Annotated in this window: 16 protein-coding genes; 3 read left to right on the forward strand and 13 right to left on the reverse strand. The window is 63.8% G+C overall.

Features of this window, described 5'->3' with window-relative positions; genetic code table 11:
• Window positions 1-672: 672 nt before the first annotated feature.
• Both CUJ91_RS05600 and CUJ91_RS05605 read right to left on the reverse strand, forming a co-directional pair.
• The gene (locus tag CUJ91_RS05600) at window positions 673-990 is read right to left on the reverse strand and encodes a hypothetical protein (protein ID WP_006048264.1); all 318 of its coding nucleotides are present in this window, start codon (window positions 988-990) and stop codon (window positions 673-675) included.
• A 203-nt stretch (window positions 991-1,193) separates the two neighbouring features.
• A complete protein-coding gene (locus tag CUJ91_RS05605) occupies window positions 1,194-2,108 on the reverse strand; it encodes a LysR family transcriptional regulator (protein WP_006048263.1) in 915 nt (304 codons plus the stop codon).
• Window positions 2,109-2,204: 96 nt separating this feature from the next.
• On the opposite strand from CUJ91_RS05605, the gene CUJ91_RS05610 reads away from it, so the two are divergent.
• On the forward strand, window positions 2,205-2,963 hold the full coding sequence (locus tag CUJ91_RS05610) for an SDR family NAD(P)-dependent oxidoreductase (RefSeq protein ID WP_114156010.1): 759 nt from the start codon (window positions 2,205-2,207) through the stop codon (window positions 2,961-2,963).
• A gap of 140 nt (window positions 2,964-3,103) precedes the next feature.
• On the opposite strand, the gene CUJ91_RS05615 is transcribed toward CUJ91_RS05610, so the two are convergent.
• Complete coding sequence (locus CUJ91_RS05615; RefSeq protein WP_006048260.1) at window positions 3,104-4,393, reverse strand: MFS transporter; 1,290 nt, start codon at window positions 4,391-4,393, stop codon at window positions 3,104-3,106.
• A 79-nt stretch (window positions 4,394-4,472) separates the two neighbouring features.
• On the reverse strand, window positions 4,473-5,747 hold the full coding sequence (locus CUJ91_RS05620) for a glucarate dehydratase family protein (protein ID WP_114156689.1): 1,275 nt from the start codon (window positions 5,745-5,747) through the stop codon (window positions 4,473-4,475).
• A 215-nt stretch (window positions 5,748-5,962) separates the two neighbouring features.
• Here CUJ91_RS05620 and CUJ91_RS05625 point away from each other — a divergent pair, with 215 nt between their 5' ends.
• A complete protein-coding gene (locus tag CUJ91_RS05625) occupies window positions 5,963-6,667 on the forward strand; it encodes a GntR family transcriptional regulator (RefSeq protein ID WP_006048258.1) in 705 nt (234 codons plus the stop codon).
• Between the two features lie 122 nt (window positions 6,668-6,789).
• On the opposite strand, the gene rng is transcribed toward CUJ91_RS05625, so the two are convergent.
• The 9 genes from rng to upp form a co-directional block, all read right to left on the reverse strand.
• Window positions 6,790-8,259 carry a ribonuclease G gene (gene rng / locus CUJ91_RS05630; RefSeq protein WP_029969842.1) on the reverse strand — a complete coding sequence of 490 codons (1,470 nt, stop codon included), beginning with the start codon at window positions 8,257-8,259 and terminating at the stop codon, window positions 6,790-6,792.
• 9 nt (window positions 8,260-8,268) lie between these two features.
• A complete protein-coding gene (locus CUJ91_RS05635) occupies window positions 8,269-8,898 on the reverse strand; it encodes a Maf family protein (protein WP_114156011.1) in 630 nt (209 codons plus the stop codon).
• 190 nt (window positions 8,899-9,088) lie between these two features.
• Window positions 9,089-9,559, reverse strand: a complete 471-nt coding sequence (gene rlmH, locus CUJ91_RS05640) for a 23S rRNA (pseudouridine(1915)-N(3))-methyltransferase RlmH (RefSeq protein WP_006048255.1) — start codon at window positions 9,557-9,559, stop codon at window positions 9,089-9,091.
• 67 nt (window positions 9,560-9,626) lie between these two features.
• Window positions 9,627-10,082 (reverse strand): ribosome silencing factor, encoded by a 456-nt coding sequence (gene rsfS, locus CUJ91_RS05645; protein WP_053857798.1) that lies wholly within the window; start codon window positions 10,080-10,082, stop codon window positions 9,627-9,629.
• Between the two features lie 4 nt (window positions 10,083-10,086).
• Window positions 10,087-10,803: a nicotinate-nucleotide adenylyltransferase gene (locus CUJ91_RS05650; RefSeq protein ID WP_107710161.1), complete on the reverse strand. Its 717-nt coding sequence runs from the start codon at window positions 10,801-10,803 to the stop codon at window positions 10,087-10,089.
• Window positions 10,804-10,873: 70 nt separating this feature from the next.
• On the reverse strand, window positions 10,874-11,797 hold the full coding sequence (gene hemF, locus CUJ91_RS05655) for an oxygen-dependent coproporphyrinogen oxidase (protein ID WP_114156013.1): 924 nt from the start codon (window positions 11,795-11,797) through the stop codon (window positions 10,874-10,876).
• 194 nt (window positions 11,798-11,991) lie between these two features.
• Window positions 11,992-13,290, reverse strand: coding sequence for a phosphoribosylamine--glycine ligase (gene purD / locus CUJ91_RS05660; RefSeq protein ID WP_006048251.1), 1,299 nt, complete (start codon window positions 13,288-13,290; stop codon window positions 11,992-11,994).
• Between the two features lie 237 nt (window positions 13,291-13,527).
• Window positions 13,528-14,256: a YebC/PmpR family DNA-binding transcriptional regulator gene (locus tag CUJ91_RS05665; protein WP_027776629.1), complete on the reverse strand. Its 729-nt coding sequence runs from the start codon at window positions 14,254-14,256 to the stop codon at window positions 13,528-13,530.
• Between the two features lie 336 nt (window positions 14,257-14,592).
• Window positions 14,593-15,243 carry a uracil phosphoribosyltransferase gene (gene upp / locus CUJ91_RS05670; RefSeq protein WP_006048249.1) on the reverse strand — a complete coding sequence of 217 codons (651 nt, stop codon included), beginning with the start codon at window positions 15,241-15,243 and terminating at the stop codon, window positions 14,593-14,595.
• A 247-nt stretch (window positions 15,244-15,490) separates the two neighbouring features.
• Here upp and CUJ91_RS05675 point away from each other — a divergent pair, with 247 nt between their 5' ends.
• Window positions 15,491-16,270: an SDR family oxidoreductase gene (locus tag CUJ91_RS05675; protein WP_006048248.1), complete on the forward strand. Its 780-nt coding sequence runs from the start codon at window positions 15,491-15,493 to the stop codon at window positions 16,268-16,270.
• Window positions 16,271-16,297 lie beyond the last annotated feature (27 nt).

The raw sequence follows: 16,297 nt of genomic DNA on the forward strand, positions 1-16,297 counted from the left end.
GCAGGCGCGGTTCATGCGCGGCATTCCTGATGAATACGCTGGCGATTGCCGTTCGATGGGAGACGTCGATGACTACGATACTTAAATCACGAGTGACGATGGGACTGCTCGTCGCGAGCTGCATGGCCGCTACGGCCACTGCGCACGCGGATGACCGCCTCTTGAAGCTGCTGCAACTGCAAACCTTGAACCGCACGGCCCCGACTGCTGCGCCAAACAAAAAGAATAATGCCGCCGATAACAGCACGCGCAAGGACGAAGGAGCGGACGGCCGATCGTCCCAACCACAGCCCTACAATCGCGGCTCGCAGAGTGGCAGTACACCGCCCAGGCGACCGTAACGCATGCTGTTGTTTTTTTACCGTCGTGGCATGATCGCTGGCAGGAGCGCCCGCTCAACTCGCCGTGAGTGTGAGTTCAGCGGTGCTCCTGACATAGTCATACTTATTGACGCTTCGAAGCCTCCTTCTTCAGCTTCTTCGCGTCTTTCTTTTCCTTCGGCGTCTTTGTAGCGACTTTCTTTTCCGTCTTTTTCGCGTCGTGGGCTTTGCTCATGATGACTTCCTTTTTTATGTAAGACTTTCACAGTGTTCGACTCGACGCGTGCAAATATGCAGGCATCTGTCGATTCACCAATTTAATTGCCACGCGCATTACCGGCGTGAGCCAGGATCAGTGCCTCGGGCCTTTCATTCCCTCCGCTTCCATAGCGGCATTGCGCTCCTCGCTTGCTTCAATCGGGTCCATTGTCTCGTCGGAAAAGGTTGTCGCGCGTTCGGCGGCGGATCTCACTTCGTCCACCGTCGCACCGGCTTCTGTGTCTTCGTCTAACGGCGGCACAAGCATGTCTTTGAGTAGAAGCTCCAGCTCCGGCGTGTCCCACGGCTCGCCTCGCCGGCTTTTCGTCTTTATATAGTGCCTGACTTCCGCGTCCTGCTCGGGAGTCAATGGGAGACCGCGAAAGGTGCCTCGAGAGGTAGAGTCGTCCATTGCGCTGCTCCCGGAATTCAGTACCTCAAGTGTAGTCCTGTTGGCTTCGGAAATCGCGAACTATTGGTCGGGCGGAGCTATATCAGCACGATATCGTACTGTTCAGTTTTAGATGCGACCTGCGCATCTCCGCAATATCTCGGGCGATATGGCGAGCCCGATTCGGTCGCCGCGTTCACGGTTCATCGAACCATCAACTACATTCATGCGCGCTCGCATTCGGCCTTGACGAAGTCGACGAACGCGCGCAGCGGCGCGGGCAGGTAGCGGCGTCCCGGATAGTAAAGATAGGGTCCGGGAAAGCGCAACCACCACGGCTCCAACACCGGTTCGAGGGCGCCGCTTTCAAAGTGCGGACGGAGCCAGTCGTCGAATAACTGCACGATGCCGTTGCCCGCGAGCGCGACGTCGACCGACAGTTCTGCGGAGCTCCCCGTGCGCACGATCAACGGCCCCTGCGGCTCGATCCGCACGGTTTTGCCGTCGCGTTCGAAGAGCCATTCGGCTATTGCGCCGCTTGAGAAGCGGTGCCGCAGACAGGCATGCCGCACAAGATCGTCGGGATGTTCGGGCCGTCCGTGCCGTGCCAGATACGCCGGTGAGGCGCCGAGCGCCATGCGCTGCTCGCGCGGGCCGATAGGCACCGCGATCATGTCCTGCTGGAGGCTTTCACCGTACCGGATGCCCGCGTCGCAGCCTGCGGACAACAGATCGACGAAGCTGTCGTCAGCGACGACTTCCAGTTCGATCTCCGGATACATCGACAGGAACGCCGGCAGTATCCGCGGCAGGATGAGCCGCGCGGCGACCACCGGTACGTTCAGCTTGAGCTTGCCGAACGGCTTGTCGCGGAATTGATTGACCACGTCGAGCGCCGCTTCCAGTCCGTCGAGCGCTGGCTTGAGCTGAGACAGCAGGCGCGTGCCCGCTTCAGTCGCAGCGACGCTGCGCGTCGTGCGATGCAGCAGCCGCACGCCGGTGCGCGTTTCGAGGCGGCGCACCGCTTCGCTGACGGCGGACGGACTGCTGCCGATGGCGCGTGCAGCGTCGCGGAAACCGCCAGCTTCTATCACGGCGACGAACGCCGTCAAATCCTTGATGTTCGGTGCAATGGTCATTGTTCGCCTATTCCGCACAGCCCGTGCGGTGTGCGCAGGCTTATCGTCCGGCATGCCGGTCATTACGATCGACGCATGTTCAATGGAGGAATCGCCATGCCAGCAAGTAAGATCGCAATCGTCACCGGCGGCAGCCGAGGTCTAGGCCGCAACACAGTGCTGAGGCTCGCGGAGCGCGGCATCGACACTGTCTTCACGTATCACGTGAATCGCGCGGCCGCCGACGAAGTGCTCGCCAGAGCCCGCGCCACAGGGAGCAGATCGGCGGCCTTGCAGCTCGATACCGGCGACGCCAGTGCGTTCGACGCATTCGTCACGACGCTGCGCGACACGCTGAGGGAATGGGGCGCCGACCGCTTCGACTACCTCGTCAACAATGCAGGGAACTCGCATCATAACCGCATCGAAAACACGACTGAAGCCGAGCTGGACGCACTCTACAACATCCACTTCAAGGGCGTGTTCTTTCTGACGCAGAAGCTGCTGCCGCTGATTCGCGATGGAGGCAGAATCGTCAATGTTTCGAGCGGACTCACGCGCATCATCGTACCGGAGAGCGGGCCTTACGGTTCGATGAAGGCCGCCGTCGAAACGCTGACCAGGTATCTGGCGAAGGAACTCGGGCCGCGCCGCATCGCGGTCAATGTGGTCGCGCCGGGCGCTGTCGAGACGGATTTCAGCGGCGGCATCGTGCGTGACAACCCGGAGATGAACCGGCGCATCGGGGAGATGACCGCGCTCGGCCGCCCCGGCGTGCCCGACGACATCGGCCCGATGATTGCCTCGCTTCTGTCGGAGGACAATCGCTGGATCAACGCTCAACGCATCGAGGTGTCAGGCGGGCTCGCGATCTGACGCTGCCATTCATTCACTCATTCATTCAGGCGACGGCGCGCACGCTCGATATGCGCGCCGCGTGCCGATCAGTCACGAAATGGAACCAGTGCGGGAATCGACACGCCGCACAGGCTCCGCGTTTTACTGCAAAGGGTTTTTCAATCGCGCAATTTCACCGGCGCCATGCGTGGCATGAGCAGATGGATGATGCCGAGCGCGACCAGATAGGCCGATGCGCCAACCGCGAAGAGCGCCCAATACTGGCCGGTGCGCTGCAGCGTCTCGCCGATCACGCCCGAGTAGAAGAACGAGCCGACCATGCCCGCGACGCCGCCGATGCCGACCACCGTGCCCACCAGGCGGCGCGGGAACACATCGCCTACCAGCGTGACGAGGTTCGCCGACCATCCCTGGTGCGCCGCGGCGGCCAGACCGACTGCGAAGACCGCGTACCAAAGGCTTTGGAAATGTGAGAGGGTGGCAATCGGCACGACGCACACCGCGCAGATTCCCATCGAGATCTTGCGCGCAAAGTTGGGCTTGTTATATCGCGCCATCAGGTGCGACGAGAGCCACCCGCCGGCCACGCTGCCGACCGACGCCATCGTGTAGATCGCGATCAGCGGCAAGCCCAGATTGCGGATGTCGATGTGCCTCGATTCATTGAGCCACTTGGGCAGCCAGAACAGATAAAACCACCACACGGGATCGGTCAGCAGCTTGCCGACGATAAAAGCCCACGTCTCCCGATACTTCAGCACGGAAAGCCAACTGACCGATTGTTCGACGGCTTCGTCGCGGTCCGAATTGATGTAATCGAGTTCGCTCTTCGACACCGACGGATGCTGCGCAGGCTGCCGGTACACGAACAGCCACACCGCGAGCCAGATGAAACCCGTGGCGCCGCCCGCGATGAAGGTCGCGCGCCAGCCCCACATTACCGCGGCGATCGGCACGAAAGCCGGCGCGACGATTCCGCCGATGGTGGCGCCCATGTTCCAGAGGCCCGTCGCCAACGCGCGCTCTTTCTTCGGAAACCACGTGGCCGTGGTGCGGATCGCGACCGGAAAGTTGGCCGCTTCGCCAAAACCGAGCAGACCTCGCACAGCCGCAAAGCCCGGTACGCTCGACGCCACCGCGTGCAGCATTGCGGCGAGACTCCACATTGCCATTGCGCTGCCGTACACGGCCTTCGTGCTGAAGCGGTCCGCGATCCGGCCAAAAATCGCGAGGCCGACCGCATAGGCGACAGTGAACACCATGACGGTCTGCGCATACTGAACCTGATTCCAGCCGATGTCCTTCTGCAGCAGCGGCGCGAGCAGGCCGAGCATCTGACGATCCATGTAGTTGATCGTCGTCGCAAAGAAGATCAGCGCGCAGATCGTCCATCTATAGCGGCCGACCGCGCTTTGCGCGCCGGCGGCTTGGGCTTCCATTATTTTCATTGTGTCTCCGGAGGTCTTGAGGATGGTTGCGCCGGCGCGCGGTCGGGAAAGCCGCTTAATGCGCGGTGCGAACGGTCCTTTAAAAGCGCGGGTTCTTGCCGCTAAAGGCCGGGTCGTACTTTCGCATCTGCGCCAGGTCGTCGCGATTGCGCACGCCGCACGACAGGTACTGCGCGTGCAACTCCGCGAGCCGCTCGCGGTCGAGTTCGACGCCAAGGCCCGGCGTGTCCGGTATGCGGACCGTGCCGTTATCGAACTTCACGCGGCCGCCCTTGATGACTTCTTCTTCCTGCCACGGATAGTGCGTATCGCACGCGTAGGTCAGGTTCGGGATGCTGGCGGCGACATGCGTCATCGCCATCAGGCTGATGCCGAGATGCGAGTTCGAGTGCATCGACATGCCGAGATCCCACAGCTTGCACATGCGCGCGAGCGTCTGGGTTGCGCGCAGCCCGCCCCAGTAGTGATGGTCCGACAGCAGCACCTTGACCGAGCCCATTTCGGCGCCGAGCCGGAAATCTTCCATGGTCGTGATCACCATGTTGGTCGCGAGCGGCAGGCGCGTGTGCCTGGCGAGTTCCGCCATGCCGGCGAGGCCGGGGCACGGATCTTCGTAATACTCGAGCAGGTCGTCGAGTTCAGGCGCGGCCGCGATGCTCGTTTCGAGCGTCCAGTTCGCATTCGGGTCGAGCCGCAGCGGCATGCCGGGGAACGCGTCGTGCAGCGCGCGCATGCATGCTATTTCGTGCTTCGGCTCGAATACGCCGCCCTTCAGCTTGATGCTCTGAAAACCGTACAGGCCGATCATGCGGCGCGCCTGCGCGACGATCTGCTCCGGGCTCAGGCCTTCGCCCCAGGCGTCGGGCGCATAGGGTTTATCGACGTGCTCCGCGTACTTGAAGAAGAGGTAGGCGCTGTATGGGACGGCATCGCGAACCTTGCCTCCCAGCAGATCCACGACCGGCGCGCCGACAATCTGCCCTTGCAGGTCGAGCATGGCGACTTCGAGCGCGCTGATTACTTTTGGCGCGTTCTTCGCCGAATGGGAGCCGGGCGCCAGTTCGAACTCAACCGCGCCGGGACTCGCCTTGATCGCGCCTCGCACGCGTTCTTCCATGCGGTTCAGGTCGAACGGCGAGAGGCCGGTCACGAGCGCCCTGGCCTCTTCGAGCACGCGCAGCATGGGCTCGTCGCCGTAAGTTTCGGAGATGCCGACGCGGCCGTCGCTCGTTTCCAGTTCCAGAATGGCGCGCAACGCCCAAGGTTCGTGAATCCCGGCGGCGTTCAGCAGCGGGCCGTCGCGAAAGGCGATCGGAGTGATTCGAACCTGCGTGATGGTGATGTCGCGAGTCATGGCGTGAAGGTCTTCAATGAAGAAAGCGAACAAGGTGACGCGATGGTAAAGCACTAATGTATTAGTGCGTCAGTAGGGTAACTACTCAGGCGGCCGGCGCGGCAACGCGCCGAGGCCTTACTGGAAGGGGCGGGCGTCGGCTATAGTACTAATGTCTTAGCGAGTGTCCTTTGCCGGCTGCGCCCGCTTTCCCGCTTTTAGCGCTTCGGTTTGCCATGAAAAACAACGCCAGCTCTTCCGTGGTGACCCGGCTCGACCGGTCCCGCCATGCCGCGCCGCAAGTATTCGAACGACTGCGCGAAATGATTCTTTCACTCGAACTGACACCGGGCACGGTGCTCTCGCGCGCTGAGCTCGCGAATCGCTATGGTTTGAGCCAGACGCCGGTGCGCGACGCGCTGATGAAGCTCGGTGAAGAAGGCCTCGTCGACATCTTTCCCCAGCACGCGACCGTCGTCAGTCAGATCAACGTGAGCTCCGCGTTGCAGGCGCATTTCCTGCGCCGTTCGATAGAACTGGAAGTGGTGCGGACCCTCGCCGAGCAGCACGATGCCGCGCTTATCGCGGCGTTGCGCGCCACCATCGCGAGGCAAACCGAACTACTGGACCTGAACAACTACGAGCGGTTCGCGTTGTTCGACCAGACGTTTCATCGTCAGATGTACGAGGCCGCGGGCGTGCCGCAGTTGTGGGACCTGGTGCGCAGGCTGAGCGGCCATATCGACCGGCTGCGTCGTTTGCATTTGCCCGTCGAGGGCAAGACGATGGCGGTGGTGCAGGAACACACAGAAATTGTCGATGCTATCGAACGCGGCGACGCGACCGCCGCGCAGGCGGCGCTGCGCGGGCATCTGTCGGGAACCCTGCATCAGATCGAGCAGATTCGCACCAGTCATCCGGACTTTCTGACCGACGATTGAAACGCGGCACAGTGTGTCTGTGTGAAGGCTCGCGAGCGGGCAGCCTTGCTGGAACTGCTGCGCTGGCCGCAGTGCGCGCAGTTTTTCGATGTCTGCGCGGAACGCCTCGGCCTTAGGCGAAGCTACATCAGCACGATATCGTACTGCTCCTGACTCAGATTCGACTCCACCTGTAACGACACCGGCTTGCCGATAAAGTCGATCAGCATCGCCAGATGCTGCGACTCTTCCTCGAGGAAAAGATCGATCACCTGCTGCGACGCCACCACGCGAAACTCGCGCGGATTGAACTGCCGCGACTCGCGCAAAATCTCGCGCAGCACGTCGTAGCAGACCGTGCGCGGCGTCTTCACCTGGCCCTTGCCCTGGCAAACGGGGCAGGGTTCGCACAGCACATGCGCGAGCGACTCGCGTGTGCGCTTGCGCGTCATCTCGACAAGCCCGAGTTGCGAAAAACCGTTCACCGTCACGCGCGTACGGTCGCGCGACAACGCTCGCTTCAGCTCGCTCAGCACCTGGTCGCGATGCTCGACGTTTTCCATGTCGATGAAGTCGATGATGATCACGCCGCCCAGATTGCGCAGCCGCAATTGGCGCGCAATGGTATGCGCCGCTTCGAGGTTGGTCTTGAAGATCGTGTCGTCGAAATTGCGCGCGCCGACGTAGCCGCCCGTATTCACGTCGATGGTGGTCATCGCCTCGGTCTGGTCGATCACCAGGTAGCCGCCCGACTTCAGGTCGACACGGCGCGATAGCGCGCGCTGAATTTCCGCCTCGATGTTGTACAGATCGAAGAGCGGCCGCTCTCCCGTGTAGTGGTGCAGTTTCGAGGACACGGCAGGCGTGAATTCGGCAGCGAAATCGGCCAGCATCTGATACGTCTCGCGCGAATCCACCTGGATGCGCGACGTCTCGTCGTTGACGAAATCGCGCAGCACCCGCTGCGCGAGATTCAGATCCTGATAGAGCAAACTGGTCGGCGGCATGCGCTGACCTTGCGACAGAATCGTCGCCCATGTCTTGCGCAGATACGCGACGTCTGCGGCAAGCTCTTCGCTCGTCGCATCTTCGGCAATGGTGCGAACGATGTAGCCGCCTTTCTCATCGGCGGGCAGCACGGCGGTCAAACGCGCGCGCACCGCTTCGCGCTCGGCTTCGCTCTCGATCTTCTGCGAAATGCCGATATGCGGTTCCTGCGGCAGATACACGAGCGTGCGGCCGGCAATGCTCACTTGCGTGGAAAGCCGCGCGCCCTTCGTGCCGATCGGGTCCTTCACCACCTGGACCATCAGCGTCTGACCTTCGAACACGATCTTTTCGATGGGCTGATGCGGCGTTTGATGTTGCGGCTCACCGGCAATGCGCGGATGCCATATATCCGCGACATGCAAAAACGCGGCACGTTCGAGACCGATGTCGATAAACGCCGATTGCATGCCCGGCAACACGCGCACGACCTTGCCGAGATAGACGTTGCCGACGCGGCCCCGCGACAGCGTTCGTTCGACGTGAAGTTCCTGGACGGCGCCTTGCTGGACGAGCGCGACGCGCGTTTCCTGCGGCGTGACATTAATCAGGATTTCTTCATTCATGGTGTTGTTCTAGAAGTCGATGCGCGCTGCACGCAGAAGGCCAGCGGTTTCAAAAAGCGGCAAACCCATGATACCTGAATAGGACCCGTCGATATGCTCGATAAACTCCGCGGCGCGCCCTTGCACGCCATAGGCGCCCGCCTTGCCGAGCGGTTCGCCGCTCGCCACGTAGCGGCGAATCGCGTCCGCGTGCAGCGCAGCAAAGCGCACCTTCGACACAGACAGCGCGGCCGGCAACAACTCGCCCTGTGCATCGACGACGGCAACCGCGGTCAGCACTTCGTGATCGCGGCCCGCGAGGCGCGTGAGCATCGCGGCGGCGTCGTCGGCGTCGAGCGGTTTGCCGAGAATCGCGTCGTCGATGGTGACCGTTGTATCCGCAACCAGAATCGGTCGCGCGGCATGAGCGCCGGCTACGAGACGCGCATGCGCGGCGCGCGCTTTAGCCACGCACACGCGCTGCACATAGTCGCGCGCACGCTCACCTGGCAGTTCGGCTTCGAGCGCTTCGGCATCTTCGTCGGGGCGCGGCAGCAGCAACTCGAAGCGCACGCCGATCTGTTGCAACAACTCCTGACGGCGCGGACTCTGCGACGCGAGATAGACGAAAGGATGCAGCGAGGCAGCGGACGTTGGCATAACGAGTCTCGTTGGAACGGATTAGCGGTAGCGCGATGATGTCGGGCGCGAAGTGCGGACAGGCGTTATCGCGCTGCGCTCGCGTGCAAAGGCGCGGGGACGGACGCCATTGAAGCAATGCGTCGCGTGCGCCGAGTGGTGATGCAATACGATGCGGCGCGGGACGTGGCGCGTCACCGTCCGCGTCTGCTCACACGCGATGATAGGGGTGATTTTGCGTGATGGTCCACGCGCGGTAAAGCTGTTCGGCGAGCAGCACGCGCACCATCGCGTGAGGCAACGTGAGGCTCGACACGCGCAGCAGCAGGTCGGCGCGCGCCTTCAGTTCGGGGTCGAGTCCGTCAGCGCCGCCGATCAGAAACGCGACGTCGCGGCCGTCCTGCTGCCAGCCGGGCAGGGCGCCCGCAAGCTGCATGGTGGTCCAGTCCTTGCCGCGTTCGTCGAGCGCGACAATGCGCGCGTTCTTCGGCAGCGCGGCTTCGATCTTCACGCGCTCGGCGGCCATCACGCTTTCGGCCGAGCGCGCCGACGAACGCTGCTCCGGCTTGATCTCGCGCAGTTCGATGCGCAACTCGGGCGGCATGCGTTTCGCGTATTCGTCGAAGCCCGTCGCGATCCAGTCCGGCATCTTGTGGCCGACGGCGAGAATGTGCAGTTTCATCGAGCTTTAGAGCGCTGCTCGCGGACGTCTACAGTGAACGGATCGAAGAGAACAGGGCAAAGCCCGCTCACTTGCGTCGCGCGGCGGTCTTGCGCGCGGGCTTCTTGACGGCCGGCGCTTCGTCGTCCTCGTCTTCTTCGTCGGGCTCGCTCGAACGCGCGCCGCCGAACGGATCAGGCGTCGACAGCTTCAGCCGCACCGGCTTGTCGCCCCAGATTTCCTCGAGGTTGTAGTACTGGCGCAGCGCCGGTTGCAGGATGTGGACGATCGCGTCGCCGCAATCCACCAGCACCCATTCGCCGATGTCCTCGCCCTCGGTGCTGATGATGTCGCCGCCGGCTTCCTTCACGCCTTCGCGCACGCTCGAGGCGAGCGCCTTGGTTTGCCGGTTCGACGTGCCGCTCGCGACGATCACGCGATCGAACAGCGCGGTCAGGTGGCTGGTGTTGAACACCTTGATGTCTTGCGCCTTGACGTCTTCGAGAGCGTCGACGATCACGCGTTGCAGTTTGCGAATATCCATGAGGTTACCGGTGGTACAGATGATGTTGAAGAATGTAGTCCCACACCGCGGTGGGGACGTGGCTTGCGGCCTCGCCGTGCTGTTCGCCGCCTACATGGGCAAGCCGCTGGCTCACCTGTTCGCGCAGATGCGCGCGAATGTCGGTGGCCGAAACGTTGAACGCGAGCGTCGTGTCGATCAGCAAGTGGCCGCAAGGCGTGGCTTGCAGAACCTCGGCGCCGGCGCGGCGCGCGTCGATTTCCTGCGCGACGGCGGGCGGAATCGACGCGAGATCGAATCCGGGCCGCGTGGCCGCGCAAATGTGCGCGAAGTCGAACAGGCGCCGCCAGTCGCGCCATGTGTCGAGCTTCACCAGTTGATCCGCGCCGATCAGCAACGCAATGGACGTCTCGTTGCCTTCGCGTTCGCGCCAGTGTTGCAGCGTGTCGACGGTGTACGTCGGGCCTTCGTGCTCGATTTCGTCGGTGGCGACTCGCACCTCGACGCCCGGCAACTTCAGTTCGCTCGCCGCCGCGCGCGTCATTGCAAGCCGATGCTCGGCCGGCGACACGTCCGCTTTCTGCCACGGCTGGCCGGCCGGCAGCAGCACGAGCTCGGTCAGGCGCAGCACGTGGGCGAAACGCCGCGCGAGCGCGAGGTGGCCGTCGTGGATCGGGTCGAAGGTGCCGCCGAGCAGACCGATCCGGCGAGGCAGCGCAACGGGATGAGCGTTCGGCTTCAGGTAAAGATCCTTTGTCGTGGCCAGGTGGCGGGCAGTGCGGGCTTCCGGAATTGCGGGGCGCTCACAGCACTCAAACCCACTCGCGCGGCACGAGAAAATCGCTATAAAGGCGCGCTTCCGGCGTGCCCGGCTCGGGCTGCCAGTTGTAGCGCCAGTTCGCCACAGGCGGCATCGACATCAGAATCGATTCGGTGCGTCCGCCGCTCTGCAGCCCAAACAGTGTGCCACGGTCGAAGACCAGATTGAACTCGACGTAGCGTCCGCGCCGGTAAGCCTGGAAATCGCGCTCCGCCTGGCCGTACGGAATGCTGCGGCGCTTTTCGATGATCGGCAGGTAGGCTTTGAGGAATCCCTCACCCACGCTTCTCATCATCGCGAACGATTGATCGAAGCCCGGCGCCGAGTAATCGTCGAAAAAAATCCCGCCGATGCCGCGCGGCTCGTTCCTGTGCTTGAGGAAGAAATACTCGTCGCACCAGCGCTTGAAACTCGGATAGAGGTCGGCGCCATAAGGCTCGAGCGCGTCGCGGCAGACGCGATGAAAGTGCCGCGCGTCGTCTTCGTAACCGTAGTACGGCGTCAGGTCCATGCCGCCGCCGAACCAGAACACCGGCTCTTCGCCGGGCTTGGTCGCGATCAGCAGGCGCACGTTCATATGCACGGTCGGGCAGTGTGGATTGTGCGGGTGCAGCACGAGCGACACGCCCATTGCCTCGAAGCCGCGCCCGGCCAGTTGCGGACGCGCCGCGCTCGCGGAGCCCGGCAACGCGTCGCCCGCGACGTCCGAAAAACCGATGCCCGCGCGCTCGAAGAAGTCGCCGCCTTCGAGAATCCGCGTGCAGCCGCCGCCGCGCAGCTTTTCGCCGGGCGTGCGCTGCCATGCGTCGGTGGCGAAGGGCTTGCCGTCGAAGGCGCCCAGGGTGTCCGCAATCTGCGTTTGCAGGCCTTGCAGCCAGGTGCGCACGGCTTGTGCGTCGTAGCTCGAATCGGTCATCAATGCAGGTGCTGAAGGCGGCACGCCGGTGCCGCGGGTTCGTCGTGAAGCGCCGCGCTGGGTGGGGCGGAGGTTGCCGCAAAGGTGCGGCCGTTCAGTGCGCATTGCCGCCGCGCGGCAACGAGCCGCCGCCAACCCGCAGTGTAGCGCCGTTGGCGCGGCACACGGGCAGGGCGGCATGGCAGACTGGCGCTTCAGTGCTTGCCTTCGGTCCTGGCGTCGTGCTTGCGGTTCAATGCGCGATAGCCGATGTCGCGCCGGTACTGCATGCCGTCGAACGAAATCTGGTTGATCGTTTCGTACGCGACCGACTGCGCGCTGCGCACCGAATCGGCCAGACCCACCACACACAGCACGCGGCCGCCCGACGTGACCAGCTTGCCGTCCGCGTAAGTCGTGCCCGCATGGAAGGTGACCGAATCCGCCGTTTCGGCCGGAATGTCGTTGATGCGGTCGCCCTTGCGCGGCGTGTCCGGGTAGTTGTACGCGGCGAGCACCACGCCGAGCGCGGTGCGGCGGTCCCACTCCAGTTCGACCGTATCGAGCGTGCCGGCAATCGCCTGCTCGACCACCTTCGAATAGTCGCCCTTCAGACGTGCCATGATCGGCTGCGTTTCCGGGTCGCCCATGCGGCAGTTGAACTCGAGCGTCTTCGGATTGCCTTGCGCGTCGATCATCAGACCGGCGTACAGGAAGCCCGTGTAGCGGATGCCTTCCTTCTCCATGCCGCGCACCGTCGGCAGGATGATTTCGCGCATCACGCGCGCGTGCAGTTGCGGCGTGACGATAGGTGCGGGCGAGTACGCGCCCATGCCGCCGGTGTTCGGGCCCTGATCGCCGTCGAGCAGACGCTTGTGGTCCTGGCTCGACGCGAGCGGCAGCACATGCTTGCCGTCGACCATCACGATGAAGCTCGCTTCCTCGCCCGCCAGAAACTCTTCGATCACGACGCGTGCGCCGGCGTCGCCGAGCTTGTTGTCCGACAGCATCATGTCGACGGCGGCATGCGCTTCTTCCAGCGTCTGCGCGACGACCACGCCCTTGCCGGCAGCCAGGCCGTCGGCCTTGATGACGATCGGCGCGCCCTTCGCATCGAGATACGCGTGCGCGGCGGCGACATCGGCGAACGTTTCGTACTCGGCCGTCGGGATCGCGTGGCGTTTCATGAACGCCTTCGCGAAGTCTTTCGAGCTTTCGAGTTGCGCCGCTTCCTTCGTCGGTCCGAAAATCTTCAGACCGCGCGAGCGGAACAGATTGACGATGCCCGCGGCGAGCGGCGCTTCCGGCCCGACCAGCGTGAACGCGATCTGTTCCTTCTCGACGAAATCGGCGAGCGCAGCCGGCTCGGTGATGTCGACGTTGCGCAGGCGCTCGTCCTGGGCGGTGCCGCCGTTGCCAGGAGCCACGTAGACGAGCTGGACCCGCGGCGATTGCGCGAGCTTCCATGCGAGCGCATGTTCGCGACCGCCGGAACCGACGACGAGTAACTTCATGTGAATCCCCGAGACTTAAAAACCAAAAACGGCGGCCGCCCTGTGCGGCGGCGAGCCGTGCAATAACAGTGAGTTCCGCCATGTTCGCAGCCGGTTGTGGCGGCGCAACGCATGGCGAACCCGGACGAGGGCAGCGCGACAGGACGCCTCAGCGCCGTCCCGGCCAGGCCCGTTCAGCAGCAACGTTGAAACCGGCCGGCGGCATGCGCACAAAGGCGGCTTGCCCGGCCAGCGGCTTCATTCGTCGGCGATCGCGGCGTTTGTATAGACTTCCTGCACGTCGTCCAGATTTTCCAGCGCGTCGAGCAGCTTCTGCATTTTCACGGCGTCGTCGCCGGTGAACTCGACTTCCGTCTGAGGTTTCATCGTGACCTCGGCCACTTCGGCCTTGAAGCCCGCGGCTTCGAGCGCGGTCTTCACCTTCGGGAAATCGTTCGGCGGGCAGAGCACTTCGATGCTGCCGTCCTCGTTCGTCACCACGTCGTCGGCGCCGGCTTCGAGCGCCGCTTCCATCAGCTTGTCTTCGGGCGTGCCCGGCGCAAACAGGAACTGGCCGACGTGGTCGAACATGAACGACACCGAGCCGTCAGTGCCCATGTTGCCGCCGTTCTTCGAGAACGCGTGACGCACTTCCGCGACCGTGCGCGTGCGGTTGTCGGTCATGGTGTCGACGATCACCGCCGCACCGCCGATGCCGTAGCCTTCGTAGCGGATTTCTTCGTAGTTCGCACCGTCGACGCCGCCCACGCCGCGCTGGATCGCGCGGTTGACGTTGTCTTTCGGCATGTTGGCGTCGTACGCCTTTTCGACGGCGAGCCGCAGACGCGGATTCGAGTCGATGTCGCCGCCGCCCATGCGTGCCGCGACCTGAATTTCCTTGATGAGCCGCGTCCAGACCTTGCCGCGCTTGGCATCGGCCGCTGCTTTCTTATGCTTGATGTTGGCCCATTTCGAATGACCCGCCATACCTTTCTCCGTCGCGCGCGCCAGCGGGGCGCGCAGTGTGCAATTGTCGTTGCGATTTTTCAGGCGCTCGTCAAGGCGCCTCGATGTCAAATTCGTGCCGGCCGTTCTGCCCGGCTGCGCGCCGCCGGTTTTGGCTGATTGCCTGCGCTGCATGGCGCACCGGAACGCCCGCCGCGCCTCGCGCTGCGCGCGACGCCGCGCTTCGAGTGGATTCGAATTTTATCACGCCGCGGGGGTGCGGCAGCGGCGGGCGTGGCCTGAGATTGCCCGACATTGCACGGAAACTATGCGTGCGCGGCGCGAACCAGGCGCCGCACACCGGCTTTTCGACAACGCTCAGTTCTTCGTGCCGAACAGCCGGTCGCCCGCGTCGCCCAAGCCCGGCACGATGTACGCGTGCTCGTTCAGATGCGAATCGAGCGACGCGACGAAGAGCTTCACGTCGGGATGCGCGTCCTGGAACACCTGCACGCCCTCGGGCGCGGCGACAAGCGCGAGGAACAGGATGTTCTCGCCGGCCACGTTGCGGCGCTTGAGAACGTCGACCGCATGCACGGCCGAGTAGCCGGTCGCGACCATCGGATCGCACAGAATGAACACGCGGTCTTCGAGATCAGGCAGGCGCACCAGGTATTCGACCGGCCGATGGTCCTCGGCCCGATACACGCCGATGTGGCCCACACGCGCCGACGGCACCAGTTCGAGCAAACCGTCCGACATGCCGATGCCCGCGCGCAGCACCGGCACGATCGCGAGCTTCTTGCCGGCGATCACCGGCGCGTCGATCTCGACGAGCGGCGTGTTCAGGCGGCGCGTGGTCATCGGCAGATTGCGGGTGATTTCGTAGCCCATCAGGAGCGTGATCTCGCGCAGCAGCTCGCGGAACGTGCGCGTGGACGTGTCCCGGTCGCGCATGTGCGACAGCTTGTGCTGGATCAGCGGGTGATCGAGGATGAAAAGATTGGGGAAACGGCTGTCCTGAGTCATGGCGGGGGCACACGCGGCGGGTAAGAGATCGATTCGAGGCCGATTCGGAGATCGGTTCGGCGCTTCGCCCGGCCGGCGAACACAACGTGCGACGACCGGCGAACGCGCCACGGCGCAAGTTTACCGAAAGAGTGCCACCCGAAGATACCGAAGATTGCAGCGGGCCGGCGCAGCCTGGCACCGATTCTTCTAGAATCGGGGGAAACTTTGCAACCATCGGCAAGACGCCAGCGAGGAGAACGCACACATGGACATGGGAATCGCAGGACGCACGGCGCTGGTTTGCGCGGCGAGCAAGGGCCTGGGGCGCGGCTGCGCGGAAGCGCTCGCCGCCGAAGGCGTCAACCTGACGATCGTCGCGCGCACCGCCGAGACGCTCGAGGCGACGGCCGACGAGATTCGCCGGCAAAGCGGCGTGCAGGTGAACACGGTCGCGTGCGACATCACCACGCCCGAGGGCCGGGCCGCGGCGCTCGCCGCCTGTCCGCAGCCGGACATTCTGGTCAACAATGCGGGCGGCCCGCCGCCGGGCGACTTCCGCAACTTCACGCACGACGACTGGATTCGCGCGCTCGAAAGCAACATGCTGACGCCGATCGAACTGATCCGCGCGACCATCGACTCGATGAGCGCGCGCGGCTTCGGGCGCATCGTCAACATCACGAGTTCGGCGGTGAAGGCGCCTATCGACGTGCTGGGCCTCTCCAACGGCGCGCGTTCGGGCCTGACCGGTTTCGTCGCGGGCCTCGCGCGCAAGATGGCGCCGACCGGCGTCACGATCAACAACCTGCTGCCGGGCATGTTCGACACCGATCGCATCGCCGTCACGATGGCGGCGACGGCAAAATCGCAAAACATTTCCGTCGATCAGGCGCGCGAGCAGCGCATGAAAGCGATTCCCGCGGGCCGCTTCGGCACGCGCGACGAGTTCGGCCGCGCCTGCGCGTTTCTGTGCAGCGTGCATGCGGGCTACATCACGGGACAGAACTGGTTGATCGACGGCGGCGCGTATCCGGGCACTTTCTAGGCGCGTGCAGTCGTCTTCTTCGCAGCG

The organism is Paraburkholderia graminis (assembly GCF_003330785.1).
GTDB lineage: Bacteria > Pseudomonadota > Gammaproteobacteria > Burkholderiales > Burkholderiaceae > Paraburkholderia > Paraburkholderia graminis.